The sequence below is a fragment of the Chryseobacterium sp. GW823-FHT05E08 genome (genome assembly GCF_058795655.1).
This window is the reverse complement of record NZ_JBXAHY010000006.1, coordinates 270,775-288,840: the sequence shown is the minus strand read 5'-3', so window position 1 is coordinate 288,840 and position 18,066 is coordinate 270,775. Positions and strand designations below refer to the sequence as shown.

Sequence of the window (18,066 nt, the reverse complement as noted above, 5' to 3'; positions counted from 1 at the left end):
CGAAAATTAGTTAGAATATATAGTATGTATATCATAATTAAAATTAATAATTTTAATTAAAATGTCATTTTTTAGTGAAATATATCGTTTAAAATTAATTAATTGTAATTCAGTTGTTTATGGGAAAGTAGTATATAAATGGTATATCGATTTTTTGGAGCTTATTCTAATTTTTCTTCTTTTTGCCTAAAATTTTTAAACACAATTCTTTTAAACAACTAAGTGATGACAAAACACATTTTAACAATTCTATTGCTAACAACAATGGCTATACTTGCAAACGCTCAAGTTGGAATAAAAACGGAAACTCCACAAAAAACTCTACATGTGAATGGTTCTTTACAGGTTACCAATGAAATAAACGTAGGAGGTAATGGTTCTACAGCTGGGAGCGCTGGTACTGCAGGGCAGATTCTATCTTCTAATGGATCCGGAAGTGCACCAAGCTGGCAAACACTTAATACAGTAAGCGGAACAGTTTCCTCCGCAAATTATGTACAAGGCACTACAGCATTGAATATTCCTCAAGGTACAACAGCTGATGTACCAGGAGTTACAATAACCTTAACAGTACCAACAGGTAGATCGCAAACCTTTTTGTTTAATATTCTAGGATACGCAATTAGGTCAGTTGTACAAGGTGGTGTTGGTACACAAGGTGTATTTAGTTTGCTGCAAAATGGAACGAAAATATCTTCGGCATATACTTCATCTGGTGAATCCGGTACTCCAGCGTCAGGAACTGGCTTAAGTAATGTTCCTGCTCCTGTAACATTTTTAAAGGCAGTAACACTTTCTGCAGGAACTTATACTTTTAAAGTTCAATATTCGGCTTGGTCTGGTGATCAAAGGGTGAATCATGATCCAAGTAATTATACTGGATATAATGGGGATAATGAAGCTTTGCTTACCAAAATGCAGGTTTTGGTATATAATAACTAATTATTAGATACATCATCTTTATAAAAAAAGACGAGCAATTTAGCTCGTCTTTTTATAATATATAACCGGTCTGTTTACAGACTGTTTAATAATTTCTCGGTGTCAGAAAAATCTTCTCCCTTACTTTTCGCAAGTTCGATCGCTTTTTCTGCCCAAATTTTAGCATTGTTTTTATCTCCAACTTTGTTGTAAAGATTAGCTACTGTATCTGTGTTCGCATAATTTTCGTTTTTCTTTACAGATTCCTGAGCCCAAACAAGCGCTTTTTCCAGAGAAGATTTTGTGTTTACATTTTCAAAGAAATTCCATGCTGCAGAGTTTAATTCGTCATAATTTGCTGTAGAAGAATCTTTGTAAAGATCTAAAGTTAATTTCTCATACGTTGCGATATCTTTTTCTCTTAAAGCTTTGGTTGCTTTTGATTTTTTTAAGATTTTTTCAGATTCTTCTCTGCTCAAAAATTTCTGAGTTTCGGTTAAGAAATAAGCGTCATTCCAGGTTTTTGTATCAGCGTTGTATGATTTTTTTAGAATGGTACCAACCTTAATGTTCTTGTCAAAGAAATCATAATTTTTCTCAGGAATTATCTTGATGATATCTGCTTTTTTCTCCACAAAGGTTTTATATAAAGGACTTTCCGTATTCTGGATTCCTGAAAATAACATTTGAATATCATCCTGATCCAAGCTAGGTTTCGATTTGAAATAACGTTCCAAAACTTTTCCTGCAAACTGAGCGTCTATGTAAAGTGTAAGTCCGGCAAGATTTTTTAGAAATTCAGGATCTTTTTCTCCTTTTTCGAATTTTTGCTTTAAAGCGCCCAATCTTTTGCTCGGATCTTCTGCATCTTTTGCAAACTGTAGAAAATCTTTTTCTTCTACATATCCTAAAGTTCTGTGTACTTCCTCTCCGTTTCCATCAATAAATAAATACGTTGGAAATGCTTTTACACCATATTTTTTTGCAATATCAATACCTTCACCTTTCTCCATATCAATTTTCGCATTGATAAAGTGGGAATTATAATAATCTCCAACCGTTTGAAGTGGGAAAATATTCTTCGCCATTAGTTTACAAGGACCACACCAGGTTGTATAGGCGTCAACAAATACAATTTTTTTTTCTTTCTTAGCTTTTGCTAAAATAGTAGCGAAGTTGGAATCTTCAAATTTAATTCCCTGCGCAAATGCAAGAACCCCAATAAATAGGGAAGACAGTATTGCTAATTTTTTCATGTATACTTTTTATTGTTACAAATGTAATAATTATGTAAACACATGAGTCGATATAGATAAAAAATAGTTACACTACTTTTCTTCAGAAATAATAATTCTTTTGAAAATAGGAATTTGTTATTCATATCTTATTACTAAAATTAATTTAAATATGAATTATAATTAAAAAAATTAAACATTAAGAATGTTTTAATAAAAAATAAAATATCGCTACTTTTGTAAAAACTAAAAATACACACCATGATAATGATGAATTATTATAAAATCCAAATAATAATTTATTAATTTATGCTCAAAATTCTGAAAAGTCTTGTGTTTTTCTTAATCACAACGGCTCCAATATATGCTCAAAGTAATATTGATTGTATCAATGATGAAACGTTAGCAAAAACATCTCAAAACAATATATCGGGCGCGCTGAAAACCGCAGATTCAATTTACCAGTCTTCCAAAGATCCTTTGCATAAAGTCCAAAGCCTGATGCTTTCCGCCAATTTATACCAAAAGAAAGGTGATTTTAAAAAGGCAATCTGTTATGCAGAAAATGCTGATGTAATGGTTGCTAAAGTAAACAATCCGGATCTTGCTTCCCGTATCACTGAATTTCTTGCCCTTCAATACAGATTGGTTGGTCTTCATGAAAGGTCAAAAAAATATATCATAAAAGGTTTTGAAATAGCGAAAAAAATACAGGATCCGAAAAGATACAACGAAACACAGGGAGTTCTTAACCAGGAATTGGCTCATTATGAAATGGAACTTGGAAATTATTCAAATGCCGTAAAATATCTTGAAATCTCATTAAACTTTTTTGAAAAAGTCGGAATAATAGGAGAGGAGGTTGTTACCGCAGCTTCCTACCGTTTGCTGGGAGATGTTTATTTTAAACAGAATAAATATAATCTTGCCGAAAATTATTATAAAAAAGCCGAAGTTTTGCTTAAAGAACCATCATGTCTTTTAGGATGGATCTATAATGGATTGGGCGGAATCCGTTTAAAACAAAAACAATGGAAAGAAGCTGAAGTTTATCTCACCAAAGCTGAAAAAATTGCCGAAAACAATCATCAGTTAGACCTCAGAAAAGGAGTTTATGCTAATATTAATGATTATTATGAAGGAATAGAAGATGCCGAGAAAGCTTCATTATACGCTGTAAAATATGTGAAGATCTATGAGCAGATTAATGCTAAAAACAATGCGTTTGCTAATGAAAAACTAAATACGGAAATATCAAGTAAGAGAAATGTTCAGATCAGTATTGCGAAAAACATTGCGATCGTCATTTTGTGTATTGCTTTGGGCGGATTGTTCATCTTTTTTAGATCAAAACAGAAAAAACAGCGCTCAAAACTTAGAAGTATCATTAGAAGTCAGCAAAAATTCACTGAAAAGGATAAAGAAGAATCTCAGAATGTCGATTTTTCCAATATTTCTGTTGAAGAACTTGATGATAAAGAAAATGAAACCGGTAAAAAACGCACTGAATCTTTGATGACGGCGGAAACAGAAACCAAGCTTCTGGAACTTCTCAATGATTTTGAAAAAGGAAATTTATACAACAACAAAAACATGTCTCTTCCCTTCCTTTCGGGAGAGCTTAATACGAATACAAAATATCTTTCTTATGTGATCAACCAGCATAAAAGCGCTGACTTTAAATCATATATCAATAGATTGAGAATTAATTATATCATTGATAAGCTCATTAATGACGAAAAATACAGGCAATATAAGATCAGTATTCTGGCAGAAGAGTGCGGTTTTTCTTCTCACAGTAAATTTGCTTCGATCTTTAAGGCGGTTACCGATTTTTCTCCTTCTGCTTATATTAAATTACTTGACGCTGAAAATCAATTAGATAAGAGTGTTCATTTTCAGGAAAATAATTAAACATATGAATTGAATATGAATGGGTTCTTTCTATTTTCCCGAAAACAGACAGCCATTTGTTTTACGTAAGATGGTCACTTTCATATATTTGCCTCAGTTTTACGGGACGAATATTTATACTGCAGTTTGTCACAATTTTTCTAGAAATTTTAAAGGACGTCTTGTAACACCACACCTAAACACTAAAACCAAAAACTACTAGCTGGTGTAAAATATTGAGGAGTATTTTGCGCCAATCAATAACCATTAAACTAGTAACAAATTAAACGGATGAAGACAACTTTAACAGTCGTTATGGCATCTGTATTATCAAATCTTGCCTTTGCGCAGATAGGAATTAATACGGCTGAACCAATAGCGAGCTTGGATGTAGCCGCAAAAAAGCGCGACGGATCAACAGCGGAGGGTATTTTGCCCCCGAGACTTACGGGAGATCAAATGAGAGCAGGAGATGCAAAATACTCAGATTTACATGCCGGAACTATTGTTTATGCAACCGCTCCGGTAAATTCAGTAACTTCAAAAACAACGAATGTAACCTCTCCTGGACTTTATTTTTTCGATGGAAAAATCTGGCAGAAAATGATGCAGGGAGATGAAAAAACACTGAATGCTAAAAGTTCAGGTGATATCAAAAATTCAGTAAAATCATTTGACCATAATGGATGGTATTTATTGAATGGAAGAAATATTTCCACACTTCCGGCAGAAGCACAGTCGGCTGCGGTAAGTTTGGGTTTTACAGAAAGCTTACCGGATGCTACAGATAGAGTGCTGAAAAGTAGAAGTGGTACCGAAATGCTAGGAAGTGAAGGTGGAGAAAATTTATTAACGCTTAAGCGATCAAATCTACCTAACATTAATTTTGTAGGTGTTGTAAGCGGTATCGCCGAGAGTGGTGGAGCGCACAGTCACGCTGCAGGACAAGGTGGTTTTCTTTTAGGAGGAACTACGGTAGGAAATAACGGTTCTGGAAACTATCAGGGTAACAGTACACCTACCTCTTGGGGTGGAGTTGGTATCATGGGAAATACAGCAACCGGAGGAGCACATACACACTCGTTGGCGGGGATTGCAACTGTTCCTACAGGTGGAAGCGGAGATTCTCTGGATAACAGGTCTGCTTATTTGGTTGTAAATACGTTTATTTATTTAGGCGGAGAATAGAATAAGAAAGTTCGTATACAATACAATCGGGATGATTGCCCGGTTTTTTCAGTCAAGTTTTTTTAAGTGCAAAACCGCAGAATTTCTGCGGTTTTGTTTTATTTATTTAATTTTTACAGTGTCTGTTTTTACTTTCATTGTGTCGGCAGGTGCATGTTCAGAATTAGCAACAGCAGAATCTCCCATATCGTTTCTCATCGCACTTTTATCATGCTCGTCTTTAAATTCTTCTCTGTTTGCTTTTTTATCTGCACAGCTTCCTAAAAAAAATAAACCTAAAACGGCTCCAATCCATAGTTTTTTCATAATAATTTCTTTAATTGTTTAGTAGTAATCAAATATAATGATTAAAAGATAAAAGATAAAAGATAAAAGATAAAAGATGCTAGATAAATCCCCAATCAAACAGGGAGCCCCAAAGGGGCGACTTAACCAAGAATAGGATAAAATCCTATTAAAAAAATTAAGATATTCAAAAACGGGCATAAAAAAATCCACAGAGCTTTCATCTGTGGATTTTCCGTGTTAAAGTTAGACTTAATGTTTTACTTTATTTGGTTGCAGGAGCAGTAACACTGTCCATCTTAATCTTGATACTATCAGGATTTGTCGTGGTAACTGTCGAGTCTGTAGTAGATTTTGAAGATTGCATTGTATTAGCATCTACTGCAGCTGAATCGGAGCTACTTGACGACATTGATGATTCTTTAGTTCCGCAGCTCACTGCAATTATTCCTAAACCTAAACTTAATAACAAAAACTTTTTCATAATATTTATCCTTTGGTGTATGAATAAGTATTCAATAACTATTCCGAAATGGGTTTATTAATTATTAAAATATCAATAAAATAGTTTAAAATTTGTTAAAAATTGATTGTAATGTAGAACAATAATTAGTTTTCAAAATAATATTTAATTTTTAAAGCCATTTCTCAAATATAAATAAAAAAATAAAAAAGCCCCGAAACCAAAGTTCCGAGGCTTTATAATCATTTATCAATGATCAATTATCTTTTATTATCCTAGGTATGGATATTTGTAATCTTTAGGAGAAACAAAAGTTTCTTTAATAGATCTTACAGACGTCCATCTTAGTAAGTTCATTTTAGAACCTGCTTTATCGTTAGTTCCTGAAGCTCTACCACCTCCGAAAGGCTGCTGACCAACAACGGCACCAGTTGGCTTATCATTGATGTAGAAGTTTCCGGATGCATTTTCTAATGCTTTGAAAGCTTCGTTTACCGCATAACGATCTTGTGCGAACACAGAACCTGTTAATGAATAAGGAGAAGAAGAATCAACAATTTTCAATGTTTCTGACCAGTCTGCATCTTCGTAAACGAAAACAGATAAGATAGGTCCGAAGATTTCTTCAACCATACTTTCGTACTGTGGATTTGTAGTTTCAATCACTGTTGGATTTACAAACCATCCTTTAGAATCGTCAACTTTTCCACCAATCACAACGTTTGCTTCGCTTGATGCATTCGCTCTGTCGATATATCCTTTACATTTTTCGAAAGAATTTTTATCGATAACTGCATTTACAAAGTTTGAAGGATCTTCTGGAGAACCGATTTTAATTGAAGCGATCTGAGTTTCCATTACTTTTTTCACATCAGCCCAAAGAGATTTAGGAATATAAGCCCTAGAAGCAGCAGAACATTTTTGACCTTGATATTCGAAAGAACCTCTTACCAAACCAGTTGCCACAGCCTCTACATTAGCAGAAGGGTGAGCGATAACGAAATCTTTTCCACCAGTTTCTCCAACAATTCTTGGGTATGTTCTGTAGTTATGAATATTATCTCCGATCATTTTCCACATTCCTTGGAAAACTTTTGTAGATCCTGTAAAGTGAAGTCCGGCAAAATCTCTGTTTGCCAAAACTTTCTCAGCAGTTTCTTTTCCGTCTGTAAAGATCATGTTGATAACTCCTTTTGGAAGACCAGCTTCGATAAGAACGTCCATGATTACTTTTGCAGAATAGATTTGCTTATCAGAAGGCTTCCAAACTACTACATTTCCAAGCATTGCCATACAAGTTGGCAAATTTCCTGAAATAGCTGTAAAGTTGAACGGAGTTACTGCAAAAACAAATCCTTCTAATGGTCTGTATTCTACACGATTCCAGATTCCTGCATCAGAAACCGGCTGCTCAGAATACATTTCTGTCATAAATTCTACGTTGAATCTCAAGAAATCGATGAACTCACAAGCTGCATCAATTTCAGCCTGATGAACATTCTTAGACTGTCCGATCATTGTAGCCGCATTGATTACATCTCTGTAAGGTCCTGCCAATAGATCAGCAGCTTTTAAAAAGATTGCAGCACGGTGTTCCCAACCTAGCTCATTCCATTCTTTTTTAGCAGCTAATGCAGAATTGATGGCATCATCTACATGTTGCATTGTACCTCTGTGGTAAAAACCGAAATCATGAGCATGATCCTGAGGCGACTGAAGCTGAACTGTATCACCAGTTTTTACTTCTTTACCATCGATAACCATTGGGATTTCTATCTTCTCTGCCCACATTTTTTTGTATTGAGCGATAAGGCTTTTAACTTCTGGAGTTCCCGGTGCGTAAGAATTTACCGGTTCATTTACTGCAAATGGTACTTGCGAAATTGCTTTTGACATATTACGTTGTATTATTTTTTAATTTGCTAATGATACAAATTTACAACATTTAATTTGGACAAAAAATCGATAGAAACTATTTCAATTTTATTGTTTATAATAATGATATATTTGATTTATCCTTACAATATTATAAAATGAAAAAAATAATTCTCATTCTTTTATGCTTTTCACAAACTGCTTTTGCACAGCGTAAGAAAAAAACTATGGAAGAAATTCCTTTAAAGCCACAAATAGAAGAATATAAGACTCCCGAAGATCGATTGTTGAATGGCACTTTAAAAGGCTCAAAGTGGTATTTTGATATGAAAAATTATAAAGAAGGCAAGCTTTTTTTAAATAAAGACAATACGAAACCTGATGTATTACATTTCGTTGATAAAAATAAATTCCAGATTAATATTAATCAGAAAAACTGTAAAAGTTTAATAAAAGGTACTTATGAGATCTTGAAAGATGATGGAACTACAACCATGCCCATGGGATATCATCCTTTTAAACTTACATCACTTGCACAAAAATGTGCTGAAAATTTATCTGAATTTTTATCAGGAGCTATTGATGTTTCTTTTGATGAAAACGCACAGATAATAGAGATGACGGAAGGTGAAAATTTTCCACCAATTGTTCCTGGGAATTAAGGTTTTCAACTGATTTATTATAATTAAAAACAATTTTAAATATCAATAGGAATGGGCTTTAGCCCATTTTCTCTTTTGAATAAACTAATTTGGCTTTAGCCGAAATCTAAATTTCCAGTTTTTTTATAAGATATACAGCTTTTAACTTGACAAGGTCTATGAAAATTGACGGCGAAGCAAATTGACCATTAACAATTCACTTTTAACATTACATTTTCTCCGTTTCAAGAATTTTCAAAACAAGCTTTTCTTCCTGAGTAAGATCTGCTTTACCGTCATTTTCTTCAATTTGTTCTAATTCATCAAGATATTTTTTGATGGAATTATTCTCGTAAAGATTAATAACCAAAGGATGAACGTAATATTTTCTGCAAACCGTACTTGTATTTCCAAGATGAGAAGCAACCATTTCTAACGCTTCTTTTACTTTCTTTTTATACTCAGAATTGCTTTCTGCATAACCGATTTCTTTAAAGGCAATTAAAGCATTCACCGTTCCAGACCACGTTCTGAAATCTTTTGCCGTAAAATCTTCACCGCTGATTTCTTTAATATAATTATTCACCATTCCGGAATCAATCGAATGGCGATTGTCATCTTCATCCAAAAATTGAAAAAGTTCTTTCCCCGGAATATCTTTACATTTCTGAACCAATCTCGAAAGTCTTCTGCTTTTAAGATCAATTTTATGCATAATTCCCTTTTTCCCTTTAAACGAAAAAGTCATTTTTTGCCCTTTGATTTTTACATGTTTATCTTTTAAAGTAGTTAAACCAAAAGAACCATACAGTTTTTCGTAAGCATTATTTCCAATTCGAATGTTGGTGCGTTGCATCAAACTTACAATCAAGGCTAAAATTTTTCTTTTTTCGAAATTTCTTAACGCTAAATCCTGTTCAATATGAAGACGAATTTCAGGTAAGGCATACCCGAACTGCAACATTCTGTAAAATTTAGTATGATTTCTCAACGCGCTCCAAAGAGGGTGGTAGCGGTATTGTTTTCTTTTTTTAGCATCAAAACCTGTCGCCTGAAGATGTCCGTTATCTAAAGCGCAAATCCATACATTTTCCCATGCCGGAGGAATGACCAATCCATTGATTCGTTTAATTTCTTCCTTATCCTTAATTCGTTCTCCGTCTTTAAAATAAGAGTATTTTTTACCCTTTTTTTTACGAATAATACCCGCAGATTCTGCGTCGGACGTGTAAATTAGATTTACCGCCCTTGCAGAAGCCTCCGGATCTTTCATAATTTTAACAATCTTAGAAGGTTTGAGGTGAGAAATGATGTCTAAGTCTGAATTGTCCATATAAAATCTGGTTAAGAGTTCTTACCCCTAGAAAATAGCCACAAAATAATAGCTATTACGCCTACCACTACTATTATTCCCCACCACATTCCTGCTTTAAAGATTGTTTCTACTGCTTCACAGCTTGTTAATAATAACAAACTGAATATCGTCATACTGTATAATGATAATTTTTTCATGATAATTTATTTTTTGATGTTTATTATTCTAAATTCTGTGTTGGTCTGGTCGCCAGTTTTTAATGGATTTTTTAATTTCGTCTCCTGAAATTTTTTCGTGTAAAGCTTTATATAAAAGGTCTTTAAATTCATCATCGTAAGCAAATCTAAGAGCTGCGATCTGACTAAAACTTAATTTTTCCTCCACTTCATCTGATCTCTGATTGAAGATCTCAAAATATCTTTGTTTAAATTCAAGCCTTACCAAACGGTTTTGTAATCCAATGGCATAATGTTGCCGAACCATGAAAGCCAGATAAAAAATCAGAAAAATAACAATCGAAAATAGTTCCCAAGCCAACTTGTTCTGCTCATCATTAAAAATTTTATAGATTCCAAAAACTTCCAACAGAATTAATAATGGAAGATAAATGAAATGATGAGGTGGATAAAATTTCCTGTGATTTTTGTAATTCTGACTCTCCATAATGTAAAATGTAGCAAGAATCTTTCCAAAAAGTTAAATTTTTAATAATAATTGATATTTGTGGTACCTAAATGTTGTTTAATTATCTTAAATGATTGAAAATTCTTAATAATGTTATAAGCTGTTTTTGAGTAAGATAATGCCTGAAAATTGTCATTGCGAACCGAAGGTGAAGCAATCTCCAATTATTTTATTTTTTAGAAGCTAAATCCAGCTATCCACTCATACTCCTCACGCCAATGCCTTTTCCAATGCTTGTTGCGGGGTAACCGTTTCTATCTGGGCTAGGGTGGTAGTCACAATTACAAATACCGGTCATCCTATGTTTTACTAATGCAAATATAGGATGACAAAAAACTTTCAACCTTCGCAGAGTGAAATGCCTTTGCGATCGAAAAATATTTTCAATGAGTGAAAAAAAACCTTGCGAACCTTGCGTTTAAAAAACTCATAGAATCATCCTCCAAAACTCAAAAATTTTGTAACTTTCGGTGTTTTAAAAATAAAAAAATGACTTCAAAGGAAAAAGTAGCTGCGCTTCGTGAAGAAATGCAGAAAAATAATGTTGATGCATTTATAGTATATTCTGCAGATCCGCACATGAGTGAATATCTGCCTGAAGAATGGCAGGAAAGGTCTTGGTTATCGGGATTTTTAGGTTCTGCGGGTTTTGTGGTTGTTACTCAAAATAAAGCCGGACTTTGGACGGATGGAAGATATTTCACACAGGCTGCTCTGGAATTAGACGGTTCAGGAATCGATCTTTTCAAAGACGGAATGGAAGGAACTCCCAACTATATTGACTGGATCATTTCAGAAATTCCAACTAACGGAAAAGTAGCGGTAAATGCTGTAGCAACTTCTCACGCAAACTGGGAATTGCTTTCTCAAAAATTAAATTCAAAAAACATAACGATCGTTGATCTTCCTCTTCTAAAAACCATTTGGACGGACAGAGGGACACCTTCAAAAAATCCAATATTCGTGCATCCTGTAAAATGGGCTGGAAAGTCGGTTACAGATAAAATTTCTGCCATTCGTCAGAAAATGGAAGATCAGGAAGTGACGGTTCATATCATTTCAAGCCTGGATGATGTAGCTTGGACTTTAAATTTAAGAGGTAGCGATGTTGAAAGCAATCCCGTATTTTTAGGTTATATTATTATCACTAAAAACGATGCAATCTTATTCACCGATCTTGAAAAATTAGAAGTTGAAGCGAGAAAGCAAATGGATGAGTCTTTCGTAAAAATGATGCCTTACGAAGAATTCTACAATCATTTGAATACAGTTAAAAACGAAACGGTTTTAGTTTCTCCAAACAGTAATCAATCGATTTATGATGCTTTAAAATCTTATAATCAATTCATTAAAGCTGCTGTTCCCGGAAACTTAATGAAAGCTCAGAAAAACGAAACTGAGTTAGAAGGTTTCAGAAAAGTAATGGTTAGAGACGGTGTTGCGATGGTGAAATTCCTGTATTGGCTAAGACACACTGCCGGAAAAGAAGCAATGACCGAGTTTTCTATCGGCGAAAAACTGAGAGGTTTCCGTGCAGAAGGTGAAAATTTTGTCGGAGAAAGTTTCGGAAGTATTGTTGGATATAAAGATAATGGTGCAATCATGCATTATTCCGCAAAAAGTGAAGGTAGCAAGGAGGTTACGAACGACTCAAGTATTTTAGTTGATTCAGGAGGTCAGTATCTTGAAGGAACGACGGATATTACAAGAACGTTTTCTTTAGGAACTGTTTCTGATGATTTTAAAAGAAATTCCACTTTGGTTTTACAAGGATTGATCCGTTTATCGATGGTGAAATTCCCGAAAGGAACAAAAGGTGTTCATCTTGATGCAATCGCAAGACTTCCGTTATGGATGGAAGGTAAAGATTTCAACCACGGAACAGGTCACGGTGTGGGAAGTTTCATGAACGTTCATGAAGGTCCTCAAAACATCAGAAAAGACTTGAATCCTCAGGATCTTTTAGTAGGAATGGTTTGTTCAAACGAGCCGGGGTATTACTTAGAAGGAGATTACGGAATCCGTCATGAGAACTTGATCGCTGTAAAAGAAGCAGAAACAACAATTCACGGAACTTTCTATGAATTTGAAACATTGACTTTCTGTCCATTCTTTAAAGATACAATTGTGAAAGAAATTCTTTCAGAAAATGAAATAGCTTGGTTAAATCAATATCACCAAACATGTGAAGAAAAAATTTCTTCATATTTGGAAGGTGAGGTTAAAGAATGGTTCTTAGAATTGGTAAGTCCACTTTAATTAATTTAAAAAAGAAAAAAAATCTAGTAAAATAGATATTAGATAAATTTTAAAAGCCTTGTGACTCTTGTTACAAGGCCTTTTTATATAAACAACCGTATTTTCACGGATAAATTTCTAGGGATTCCCCTGAATGGTTAAAATATGAGGTGATCTATCTTTGTATCAACAAAAAGACATCATTTTCATATCTTCATATATACTTAGTAAATTCAAAAGCGGTAATCACTTCAGTTCATGAAGTGATTTTTGTTTTTTAATGACTAAACCTTTGAGTTTTGCTTATTTTTGATAAAAAGTTACACACAGTCTAAAATGATACAGGATTTCTTTCGCAGTTTTAATATATTTTCAGAACATGAAATTGAAGATTTCGCACACCTTTTTGAAGTCAGAAAAGTGAATAAAAACGAGATTTTCATACAGGAAGGTGAAAAATGTAAAGAAATCGCATTGATCAGATCGGGTATTTTTCGTTCTTATTATATTTCTGAGGAAGGAAAGGATAGTACGTATTGTTTCAGATTTCCTAACGATTTGTTAGCCTCCTATTCATCATTTATTTCAGGTTCTCCAAGTGTGGAAACGATGCAGGCTATTTCTGATGCTGATCTGTTGATTTTAAAGAAAGATAAAATTGATGAATTGGTTCAGAATTATCCGAATTGGATGAAGTTTTTAAAAATAATTGCCGAGCAGGAATATCTTGAATTGGAAAAACGTTTTTTTCAGTTGCAAAGAGACAATGCAAAACAGCGGTATGTTACTTTGTTGGAAAATCAACCTAATTATATTCAGGAAATTCCATTGCAATATTTGGCTTCTTATTTGGGAATTACGCAGCGTCACTTAAGTCGAATCCGAAAAGAGATTTCTTTTTAGACATTTGTCCTATACAATGAAGTTTTGGCTTTATAGTTTTGTGAAAAAAAATATATGAAGTCAAACATTTTAATTATCGGCGGAAATGGAATGGTCGGAAAAACCATTGCCCGCATATTTGCATCAAGAAATCCAAATAGTAATATTTTCATCGGAGGTAGAAAGCAAGGGAAAATGGAAAATGATTTAATCATCGATGTTACAAAACCTCAAACATTTCAAATAATTCTCGATAAAAAAATCGATGTGATTATACTTTCTGTGAACGATAAAGATGATCATGTTCTTCGTTTCGCGATTGAAAATCAAATAGATTATCTGGATATTACCAAACCGACTCCGGCTCTTACCAAAGCATATGATTTTGCTAAAAAGCAACCAATCAACAGCAGAATCGTTTTCAGTTCAGGTTGGATGGGCGGAATTGTAAGCGGATTGATCAATTCATTTTCTATAGAAATGGAAGATATTCAAAGTGTTGAACTTTTCGTGTATTATTCTGTGAAAGATCTGGCTGGGGAAAGTTCGGCTCATTTTATGGCGGAAAATGTAGCTAAACCTTTTGTGAATTATAAAAATAACCAACCTGTTTCTATCAAACATTTTCTGGATTCTGAACCGTTTGAATTTTCTTTTGGAATTGGTAAGCGACAGGCGTATAATTTTGATGTTCCTGATCTGTATATTTTAAATCAAATTGAAAAAATACCGAATGTCAGGGTAAAAATGACTTATAATTCAAAATTTATTACTTGGTTGTTGGGTGCATTTCAGAAAATTAAACTGTTTAATATCTTATCTTTAAAGGAAAGAAAAATGATTTTCGGATCAAGTGGAAATGGAGATCAGTCAGTTTTTGAAATTGTAGTAAAAACTAAAAATGGGAATAAGAAAATAAGCTTACAAAGTACAAAAGGACAAGCTGAATTAACCGCATTATCGGCTGTTTTGCATGTAGAAGAATTGTTGAAAAATAATCATGAGACTCAAATTTATTTCAGTCATCAACTTTATCGAGATTCTTCATTATTTGAATCATTAAATGCTTATGAAACCATCAATATACAAGTAACGGAATGAAAAAAATACTAATCATTAACGGTCATCCCAACAAAGATTCTTTCAATTTTGGAATTGCAAAAGCGTATAAAAACGGAGTGTTACAGTCGGGAGCTGAAGTTCAGGAAATTGTAATTGCAGATTTAGACTTCAATCCGAATCTGCAATTTGGATATCAAAAAAGAATGGAATTAGAACCTGATTTAATTAACACTTGGGAAAAGATTCAATGGGCTGATCATTTAGTTTGGATTCATCCTGTTTGGTGGGGTGGTTTACCTGCCATCACAAAAGGTTTTATTGACCGGCTTTTTCTGCCAGGTTTTGCATTCAGATACAGAGAAAATTCTGTTTGGTGGGATAAATTGTTGAAAGGAAAATCGGCTCACATCATTACAACATTAGATCAGCCAAGTTTTTATTACCGGTTTTTCTTTGGAAGACCTAGTGTAAATCAGCTTAAAAAATCAGTATTAAAATTTTGCGGAATAAAACCTGTGAAAGTTACTTATGTAGGAATTATAAAAACTTCGGATGATAAACAACGTGAAAAGTGGCTTGCGAAAATTAAATTATTGGGAGTAAAACAGAAGTAATTTTATTTAAAAAAACCGTCATTGCGAGGAGCGAAGCGACGAAGCAATCTCAACTTAAAAATAATGTTCAAACTTAACTGTCTTAAAGTCTTAAAACAACCCTAATGGTTAAAAAATTAAATATTAAGATTTATTTAAGTTGTTAAGATTATTAAGAGATTGCTTCGTCGCTTCGCTCCTCGCAATGACAAAAAGTAATGTTGGCGACGAATGCCCTAGCCCCGATTGTAGAGAAAATCCTTTTTTGAAAAAAAAGATTGTAACGGAAAGCGGGAAATAGCTCCTAAAAATAAGCACAATAGATAAACGATATAGTTCTGTGCCATTAAAAATCGTAAATTTGCACCATGAATAACGATACCATTTGTGCACTGGCTACGGCCAATGGAGTAGGTGCTTTAGGCATTATCAGAGTTTCGGGGAACGATGCTTTATCTGTCGTTCAGAAGTCTTTTCCTAAGAAAAATTTGGCGAAACAAAAGTCTCATACGATTCATTACGGCTATTTTATGGATGGCGATGAAGCGATTGATGAGGTGATGCTGTCTATTTTCCTGGCACCGAAAAGTTTTACGACTGAAAACTCTGTAGAAATTGCTTTTCACGGCTCTCCGCACATTGGAAAACGTATTCTTGAAACCTTGACCAAAAATGGAGCAAGAATGGCAAAGGCAGGAGAATTTACGCTTCGTGCTTTCATTAATGGAAGAATAGATCTTTCTCAGGCTGAGGCGATTGCTGATGTAATTGCTTCAGAAAATGAGGCTTCCAGAAAAGTAGCAATTAATCAGTTGAAAGGTGGAATTACAAATGAAATATCGTTTTTAAGAACCGATTTGTTGAATTTTGTTTCTTTAATTGAATTGGAGCTTGATTTTGCAGAAGAAGATGTAGAATTTGCCGATCGATCAGCTTTGAATCAGTTACTTGATAAAATTGAATTAAAATTAAATTCTCTGATCGAAAGTTTCCAATACGGAAATGCCATCAAAAATGGAACTGCCGTTGCCATCATCGGAAAACCCAATGCAGGAAAATCGACTTTACTGAATGCTTTATTGAAAGAAGAAAGAGCGATTGTCAGCAGCATTGCCGGAACAACGAGAGATACAATTGAAGAAATTCTTCATATTAAAGGTCATGCTTTTCGCTTGATTGATACAGCAGGATTACGTGATACAGAAGACGAAATTGAAGCAATTGGTGTCAAAAAAGCCAAAGAAAAAGTTGAAAATGCAAATATTTTGGTCTACTTAGCCGATGCTGCAACAGAAGATTTTTCTGACGATATTGAAATGATTAAATCGTTGCAACGCGACGATTTAAAACTGATTATTTGTGCTACAAAAATTGATGAAGTTTCTCCGACAACCTACGAAAAAGTCGAAACTATTTTCAGAAGCAAAATCTCTCAGGAATTTGATTTTATTAAAATTTCAGCCGTTGAAAATCAAAATATTCAAGACCTTAAAAACGAGTTATCTTCTTATGTTGAACAGTTAAAATCTGCAGAAAATAACGTGGTGATTACCAATCAGCGTCACTTTGAAGCTTTAGGAAAGTCTTTGGATGCTGTGAATAAAGTAAAGGAAGCGATTACTTTTCAGATTTCTACGGAATTGCTGGCTTATGAGTTGAGAAATGCTTTGGAATATCTTGGTGAAATTTCCGGTGAAGTGACGAATGATGAGGTGTTGGGGAATATTTTTTCTAAGTTTTGTATCGGAAAGTAGAATATATAGATTGCAACTCCAATAATACAAAGATCCCTTTAAATATAATATTTAAGGGGATTTTTATTTCATGTTTATTAAATATATCAATTTATAAAAAGTCTTTGGGACAAATTTACTACACAATAACATAAGTGAAATTTGCAGTATTTCTTATTTTGTAATAAGGATTACCAGTGAATTACTTTATAAACTTCAATCCAAACTAGTATCGAAAATCAATAAGTTTTTAATTAATAAAATAAAAGTCTACTAAATTTATGGACTTTTATAAATGTTTTTTATATTTGCATTCCAAACAATCGGGGTGAGTAAACAAATACAATTAACAAATCCTATTTTAAATAAAAACATTAATAACCTTTAATTCAATTAAATGAAAAAAAACATTTTTTTTCTTGCAGTTTTTGCAACTTTTGCGTGCAGTGGCCAAATCAAAAAAAATAAAAACAGTGCCTATCTTAATGAATTGGTATCAACTATGCAGGGTACTTATTCTTCTGCAAAACAAGCTAAGGTAGATTCAACTTATTTCAATATTTCATTGAAAATGATTCCAATTTGGAAAGATAGGGGTAACTATTTATATGTAGAACAGGCACTTACAAATAAGCAGGACAAGCCTTATAGGGTTAGAATTTATAAAATTACACAACGTAATGAAAATCAATTTGTAAGTGAAATATATACGTTAAGAAATGAAAAAGATTGGATAGGAAAATGGAACGATCCCTTAGCATTTGAGAAACTTTATGAAAATGAGCTTGATCCGAAACATGGTTGCGAAGTTGTTTTGAAGCGAATCGAAAAAAACAAGTTTTCTGGTCAGACCGGAATAAAAACCTGTGCAAGTGAACTTCGAGGTGCTACTTATGCTACATCAAAAGTTCTCGTTTCAACTGATCAAATTCTTTCTTGGGATCAGGGATTTGATAAAGACGGAAAACAGGTTTGGGGTGCAGTAAAATCCGGATATATATTTGAAAAATAATTAGCATTCAAATGATAACTTATACTGAGCGACACTATTTAGTTGT

General features: G+C 33.6%; 17 protein-coding genes. 10 read left to right on the top strand and 7 right to left on the bottom strand.

The window, feature by feature from the left end:
• Positions 1–225: 225 nt before the first annotated feature.
• Entirely contained in the window at positions 226–942 is a 717-nt protein-coding gene (locus AC1Q7L_RS19305; RefSeq protein ID WP_492307288.1) for a hypothetical protein, read from the top strand.
• 74 nt (positions 943–1,016) lie between these two features.
• On the opposite strand, the gene AC1Q7L_RS19300 is transcribed toward AC1Q7L_RS19305, so the two are convergent.
• Positions 1,017–2,177 carry a thioredoxin family protein gene (locus AC1Q7L_RS19300; protein WP_492307289.1) on the bottom strand — a complete coding sequence of 387 codons (1,161 nt, stop codon included), beginning with the start codon at positions 2,175–2,177 and terminating at the stop codon, positions 1,017–1,019.
• Positions 2,178–2,489: 312 nt separating this feature from the next.
• Between AC1Q7L_RS19300 and AC1Q7L_RS19295 the strand changes: the two genes are divergently transcribed.
• Both AC1Q7L_RS19295 and AC1Q7L_RS19290 read left to right on the top strand, forming a co-directional pair.
• Positions 2,490–4,070 carry a tetratricopeptide repeat protein gene (locus AC1Q7L_RS19295; RefSeq protein WP_492329395.1) on the top strand — a complete coding sequence of 527 codons (1,581 nt, stop codon included), beginning with the start codon at positions 2,490–2,492 and terminating at the stop codon, positions 4,068–4,070.
• A gap of 270 nt (positions 4,071–4,340) precedes the next feature.
• Complete coding sequence (locus AC1Q7L_RS19290; RefSeq protein WP_492307291.1) at positions 4,341–5,237, top strand: phage tail-like protein; 897 nt, start codon at positions 4,341–4,343, stop codon at positions 5,235–5,237.
• 102 nt (positions 5,238–5,339) lie between these two features.
• On the opposite strand, the gene AC1Q7L_RS19285 is transcribed toward AC1Q7L_RS19290, so the two are convergent.
• From AC1Q7L_RS19285 to pruA, 3 genes are all read right to left on the bottom strand, one after another.
• Entirely contained in the window at positions 5,340–5,543 is a 204-nt protein-coding gene (locus tag AC1Q7L_RS19285) for a hypothetical protein (RefSeq protein ID WP_492307292.1), read from the bottom strand.
• A 244-nt stretch (positions 5,544–5,787) separates the two neighbouring features.
• The gene (locus AC1Q7L_RS19280) at positions 5,788–6,006 is read right to left on the bottom strand and encodes a cytochrome C551 (RefSeq protein ID WP_410692592.1); all 219 of its coding nucleotides are present in this window, start codon (positions 6,004–6,006) and stop codon (positions 5,788–5,790) included.
• Positions 6,007–6,255: 249 nt separating this feature from the next.
• Positions 6,256–7,881, bottom strand: coding sequence for an L-glutamate gamma-semialdehyde dehydrogenase (gene pruA / locus AC1Q7L_RS19275; RefSeq protein ID WP_492307293.1), 1,626 nt, complete (start codon positions 7,879–7,881; stop codon positions 6,256–6,258).
• A gap of 137 nt (positions 7,882–8,018) precedes the next feature.
• Between pruA and AC1Q7L_RS19270 the strand changes: the two genes are divergently transcribed.
• Positions 8,019–8,522 carry a hypothetical protein gene (locus AC1Q7L_RS19270; protein ID WP_492307294.1) on the top strand — a complete coding sequence of 168 codons (504 nt, stop codon included), beginning with the start codon at positions 8,019–8,021 and terminating at the stop codon, positions 8,520–8,522.
• A 208-nt stretch (positions 8,523–8,730) separates the two neighbouring features.
• On the opposite strand, the gene AC1Q7L_RS19265 is transcribed toward AC1Q7L_RS19270, so the two are convergent.
• From AC1Q7L_RS19265 to AC1Q7L_RS19255, 3 genes are read right to left on the bottom strand one after another with little or no spacing between them, the layout of a single operon-like run.
• On the bottom strand, positions 8,731–9,834 hold the full coding sequence (locus AC1Q7L_RS19265) for a DNA topoisomerase IB (RefSeq protein WP_492307295.1): 1,104 nt from the start codon (positions 9,832–9,834) through the stop codon (positions 8,731–8,733).
• An 11-nt stretch (positions 9,835–9,845) separates the two neighbouring features.
• Complete coding sequence (locus AC1Q7L_RS19260) at positions 9,846–10,013, bottom strand: phosphatidate cytidylyltransferase (RefSeq protein ID WP_082891177.1); 168 nt, start codon at positions 10,011–10,013, stop codon at positions 9,846–9,848.
• A gap of 28 nt (positions 10,014–10,041) precedes the next feature.
• Positions 10,042–10,479 (bottom strand): DUF6526 family protein, encoded by a 438-nt coding sequence (locus tag AC1Q7L_RS19255; RefSeq protein ID WP_492307296.1) that lies wholly within the window; start codon positions 10,477–10,479, stop codon positions 10,042–10,044.
• Positions 10,480–10,989: 510 nt separating this feature from the next.
• Between AC1Q7L_RS19255 and AC1Q7L_RS19250 the strand changes: the two genes are divergently transcribed.
• The 6 genes from AC1Q7L_RS19250 (at position 10,990) to AC1Q7L_RS19225 (ending at position 18,020) form a co-directional block, all read left to right on the top strand.
• Positions 10,990–12,759 carry an aminopeptidase P family protein gene (locus tag AC1Q7L_RS19250; RefSeq protein ID WP_492307297.1) on the top strand — a complete coding sequence of 590 codons (1,770 nt, stop codon included), beginning with the start codon at positions 10,990–10,992 and terminating at the stop codon, positions 12,757–12,759.
• Between the two features lie 315 nt (positions 12,760–13,074).
• Positions 13,075–13,641, top strand: coding sequence for a Crp/Fnr family transcriptional regulator (locus tag AC1Q7L_RS19245; protein ID WP_492307298.1), 567 nt, complete (start codon positions 13,075–13,077; stop codon positions 13,639–13,641).
• 54 nt (positions 13,642–13,695) lie between these two features.
• Positions 13,696–14,721, top strand: coding sequence for a saccharopine dehydrogenase family protein (locus AC1Q7L_RS19240; RefSeq protein ID WP_492307299.1), 1,026 nt, complete (start codon positions 13,696–13,698; stop codon positions 14,719–14,721).
• Complete coding sequence (locus AC1Q7L_RS19235; RefSeq protein WP_492307300.1) at positions 14,718–15,296, top strand: NAD(P)H-dependent oxidoreductase; 579 nt, start codon at positions 14,718–14,720, stop codon at positions 15,294–15,296. The genes AC1Q7L_RS19240 and AC1Q7L_RS19235 overlap by 4 nt, the downstream gene beginning before the upstream one ends.
• 347 nt (positions 15,297–15,643) lie before the next feature.
• Positions 15,644–17,029 carry a tRNA uridine-5-carboxymethylaminomethyl(34) synthesis GTPase MnmE gene (mnmE, locus tag AC1Q7L_RS19230; protein WP_492307301.1) on the top strand — a complete coding sequence of 462 codons (1,386 nt, stop codon included), beginning with the start codon at positions 15,644–15,646 and terminating at the stop codon, positions 17,027–17,029.
• Positions 17,030–17,405: 376 nt separating this feature from the next.
• Positions 17,406–18,020, top strand: coding sequence for a chromophore lyase CpcT/CpeT (locus AC1Q7L_RS19225; RefSeq protein ID WP_492307302.1), 615 nt, complete (start codon positions 17,406–17,408; stop codon positions 18,018–18,020).
• The last annotated feature ends 46 nt before the right edge of the window (positions 18,021–18,066 follow it).